This window comes from Neisseria sp. P0009.S007, assembly GCF_051962515.1.
In genome coordinates, this window is the sequence record NZ_JBQCVF010000029.1 from 17,832 (window position 1) to 21,581 (window position 3,750).

Genomic DNA, 3,750 nt, shown 5'->3' on the forward strand with positions numbered 1-3,750 from the left:
TCGGCGCCGATGTGGCGGTAGAGTTCGGTCATAAAGGCTTGGCAGAAGCGCATTACTTCGGCATCGGATTTGCCTTTAGGATCAAAGTCGGAACCGCCTTTGCCGCCGCCCATAGGCAGGGTGGTCAGCGCGTTTTTGAAGACTTGTTCAAAAGCGAGGAATTTCAACACGCCCAAATCGACGGTCGGGTGGAAGCGTAAGCCGCCTTTGTAAGGGCCGATGGCGGAGCTCATTTGAATGCGGTAGCCGCGGTTGACTTGGACTTGGCCTTTGTCGTCCATCCAAGTGACGCGGAACATAATCACGCGCTCCGGTTCAACAATACGCTCAAGTAGGCTTTGTTGGGTGTATTTCGGGTTTTTCGCCAAAAACGGATCCAAACTCATGAACACTTCTTCAACAGCTTGGTGGAAGGGTTCTTGGTTGGGGTTGCGTTGTTTAAGATTGGTAAACAGGGTGTTCAGGTCAGTCATTTTTCTACTCCTATTGAGTGAGATATTTCAATATTTATGTTTTGAAATATAGCTGTAAAAATTTTACTTGCCAAGAAAAATTTTACCTAGATTGTTGACATTATTTTTTTACCAATTTGTAAAAATGGAATTATATTTTAAATTCAATTAAAAATATATAAAAATATTTTATTAAATAGATTTAAATAAAAATAAAATACCGAGTAATTAAACTAGAAAATGTTGAAAATTTTTTTGTAAAAATTTAATTCAGCTCATAAATTTGTGTAAATTAGCGCTGAATTGTCAACATTGTTAATGAGTGTACTACGCGAATATGGGGAAGGTTGCCCCATTGAAGACAGAGAGGCAGGCCGTCTGAAAATTCGGTACAATACACAAGAAATTCCCACAACACATACATTAAGGAAACACATGAAAGCCTATCACGACCTTATGCGCCATGTTCTCGACAATGGTATCGACAAATCCGACCGTACCGGCACCGGCACGCGTTCCGTGTTCGGTTACCAAATGCGTTTTGATTTGAGTGAAGGCTTTCCGCTATTGACCACCAAAAAACTGCATCTGCGCTCGATTATTCATGAGCTGCTTTGGTTTCTTAAAGGCGATACCAACATCAAATACCTGAAAGACAACAATGTGTCTATTTGGGACGAATGGGCGGATGAAAACGGCGATTTAGGCCCGGTTTACGGCTACCAATGGCGCAGTTGGCCTGCACCCGACGGCCGCCATATCGACCAAATTGCCAACGTGGTGGAACAAATCAAGAAAAATCCCGACTCGCGCCGTCTGATTGTATCGGCATGGAATCCGGCTTTGGTCGACGAAATGGCCTTACCACCTTGCCACGCGCTGTTTCAGTTTTACGTTGCCAACGGCAAACTGTCCTGCCAACTTTACCAACGCAGCGCCGATATTTTCCTTGGTGTACCGTTCAACATCGCCAGCTACGCATTGTTGACCATGATGATGGCGCAAGTGTGCGGCCTGGAAGCCGGTGAGTTTATCCATACGTTTGGCGATGCGCATTTGTACAGCAACCATATCGAGCAGGCCCAGCTGCAATTAAGCCGTGATTTCCGAAAACTGCCGACCATGAAAATCAACCCTGAAGTCAAAGACTTGTTTGCCTTCAAATTTGAAGACTTCGAATTGGAAGGCTACGATCCGCATCCGCACATCAAAGCAGCCGTATCGGTGTAATCCAAGTTAAAAAACAAAAGACCGTCTGAAACTTCAGACGGCCTTTTTATTTAGGTAGATTTATTGACGTTTCGCGCCATAGCCACCGATTAAGTGTTCGGTTGCATCTTTGTTTTTCAAGCCGTAAGTGCCGCCAATTTCTGCAGCATTGGGGCCGTAAAATTTGCCGTTCAGGTTGCCACTTAACTTGTCATCGGCCGTGCTGACTTTGCCGGAGAAGAGGTTGCCGTCTTTCCAGCTTGCCGTACCTTTGAAATCGTAGTTTTTATCTGCTTTGGATACGCGCTTACCATTTTCCAAAGTATGGAAGTGTGAGTTTGATGTTTCAAAACGGATACCTTTGAGGCCGAAATCAACGATAGCTATGACATTGGAAGTCAACTGACGATTGTTATTATCGGTAACCACATAGGCAGTAGAAATACCTTTGTAGGTGGCTGTACCTTTAGCAGGCAGGGTCGTGAAGACAGTTTCATCGCCCAGGCTTTGGTAGCCTTGGTATACATGTCCTTTAGGGTCGGTGTAATGCGCGAAGGTTTGATATGTCCAGCCGGCCGCAGAAGGATCATGCAACACAATTTCTGTGCCATCGCCAAAATTGATGACATAGACACCGTCGAATTGTTTGTCGAATACCAAGCCATCTTGGTCTGGACGGAAATAGGCTAGATTATTGCTAACATTCTCATTAATTTCTGCTAGTTTAGTTCGATTTTCAAGATTTTTAGCGTGTGAAGTCTTTAATTCTTCAATCTTTGCTTTGATCTCCGTTACTTTTTTATTGTTAACTGGACCTGCTTCTGGATTTTCTTCTTTTTCAAGCTTTTCTTCTTCAGCCTTTAATTTTTTATAATCTTCAGCAATTTTGTCATCCAAAGTTGATTTGCCGTATGCGAATTCGGTATTTTTCTCCTTGCCCGTTTGTTCGCTGACATCAGTTTGAGTATTGCCTTTTGAATATACTTTGGCAATAACAGAAGCGTAACTTGTCCATGTAGGTTGGGTTGCGTTGCCATTAGAGGTCTTATTAAATAATACAACGCCGTCCATTTTGACTTCATCATTGCTGTTAAAGTCAATAGAACTGATCAGACCATTTTGGTTGCGGTCTTGATTGTCCGTTTGGAACATTTTGCCTGCGGCATCTTTGCGGATTTGTACGTTAGGGTTGGATTGCTGTGCACCTTTGGAAGAGATGAAATGTGTGTGCAAAGGCTGGGTAACGTTGGCCGGATCGATTGGAGCTTCATCGGTCAGTTCGGCAAGGTTGTCGGCACTGTTAGTAAGCGTAGTAGACGGAGCTTTCGGAGTGTTGGCATTGCTGTTGTTGGCAGGATTGCCATTGTTGCCAGCAGAGTTGCCGGTATTATTGGTAGGAGTTGCGCCGGTGCTTAAAGCAGATGAACCGCCGCCTCCGCCACCACCGCATGCGGACAAGATGGCTGCGCTGATGGCTGTAAAAACGATGGTTTTAAGTTTGGTTTGGATGTTTGACATGAGATTCCCTGTATGGTTATTCGCTTGATTAAAAGGTCGGAGAGATCGTTTATCTGATTTTTAAACCTTTAATATCTGATAATAACCATAAATCATAAAAAAATAAACAGTTTGTTTGCATTTCTGTACAAAAATTAATCAAAGGGAAGATGGTTGGGTGGATATTTTCTTAGTTAATTGTTTTATATGAATTTATTTTGAATATTTTAGTGAGTTCTATAGCTAGTCTGTTTCTTTTTAACAAACTTTTCAGACGGCCTTTTGAAGATAAAAAAGCAGTCGGACTTTATGGATGCTTTTCTCTCAACGGATAAGCGTATTTCCGTTAAAATACGCCTTCTTTTCCGATTCGAAACATTGCCATGCGCCTTACCCACATCAAACTCTCCGGCTTCAAATCTTTTACCGACCCGACTACGATTCATGTGCCGGGGCAGCTTGTTGCGGTCATCGGGCCGAACGGCTGCGGCAAGTCGAATGTGATTGACGCGGTGCGCTGGGTGTTGGGCGAGGCTTCGGCGAAGCAGCTTCGCGGCGAGAGTATGCAGGACGTGATTTTTAACGGTGCGGC

4 protein-coding genes are annotated in these 3,750 nt (G+C 43.8%); 2 read left to right on the forward strand and 2 right to left on the reverse strand.

Annotation, left to right across the window (positions count from 1 at the left end):
- A partial coding sequence (locus ACTHS3_RS04690; RefSeq protein ID WP_440367261.1) for a Glu/Leu/Phe/Val dehydrogenase dimerization domain-containing protein occupies positions 1-473 on the reverse strand: 473 nt, incomplete at its 3' end.
- Between the two features lie 414 nt (positions 474-887).
- Between ACTHS3_RS04690 and ACTHS3_RS04695 the strand changes: the two genes are divergently transcribed.
- Entirely contained in the window at positions 888-1,682 is a 795-nt protein-coding gene (locus tag ACTHS3_RS04695) for a thymidylate synthase (protein WP_039861983.1), read from the forward strand.
- A gap of 60 nt (positions 1,683-1,742) precedes the next feature.
- Here the strand turns inward: ACTHS3_RS04695 and ACTHS3_RS04700 are convergent, their stop codons facing one another.
- Positions 1,743-3,179: a transferrin-binding protein-like solute binding protein gene (locus ACTHS3_RS04700; RefSeq protein ID WP_440367263.1), complete on the reverse strand. Its 1,437-nt coding sequence runs from the start codon at positions 3,177-3,179 to the stop codon at positions 1,743-1,745.
- A 362-nt stretch (positions 3,180-3,541) separates the two neighbouring features.
- On the opposite strand from ACTHS3_RS04700, the gene ACTHS3_RS04705 reads away from it, so the two are divergent.
- Positions 3,542-3,750 (forward strand): AAA family ATPase (locus tag ACTHS3_RS04705; protein WP_440367265.1); only part of this gene is annotated, 209 nt, incomplete at its 3' end.